The sequence below is a fragment of the Polaromonas sp. P1_G2 genome, from assembly GCF_056405515.1.
In genome coordinates this window covers 1-362 of sequence record NZ_JBFUBY010001732.1, presented here as the reverse complement: position 1 = coordinate 362, position 362 = coordinate 1, and the positions used below count along the sequence as shown (strand labels likewise).

1 protein-coding gene is annotated in these 362 nt (G+C 55.2%); it reads left to right on the top strand.

The window, feature by feature from the left end:
• Positions 1-353: DUF6894 family protein (locus AC1D0P_RS32335; RefSeq protein WP_477680455.1), on the top strand; the 353-nt coding region annotated here is incomplete at its 5' end.
• Positions 354-362: the final 9 nt, after the last annotated feature.

Genomic DNA, 362 nt, shown 5'->3' with positions numbered 1-362 from the left:
TTGTCGAACCGTCTGGCGCGGGGCAGCGGCACCGATTGCAGTTCGACGGAACCAAGCGACGAGGGGTGTGTTCTGCTGAAAAAGAGAGCAAGGGAGCGTCTACCATGTCGCGGTTTTTTCTGCTTTTTAGGGACGGAGACACCTCGATCGGCGACGAGAATGGCTTTGAACTTCCGGACCTGGCTGCAGCCCACGAAGAAGCGGTCAGAGCCGCAAGAGAGGTGGTTGCAGAGCGCATTGTGCGAAATGAGATTATCGATGGCGAGTTCTTCGACATCATGGACGACAATGGCGAACTCGTCGATCGGGTGACGCTCAAGCAAGTTCTCCGACTTGATCAGCATATCGGATAAGCTTCGAGA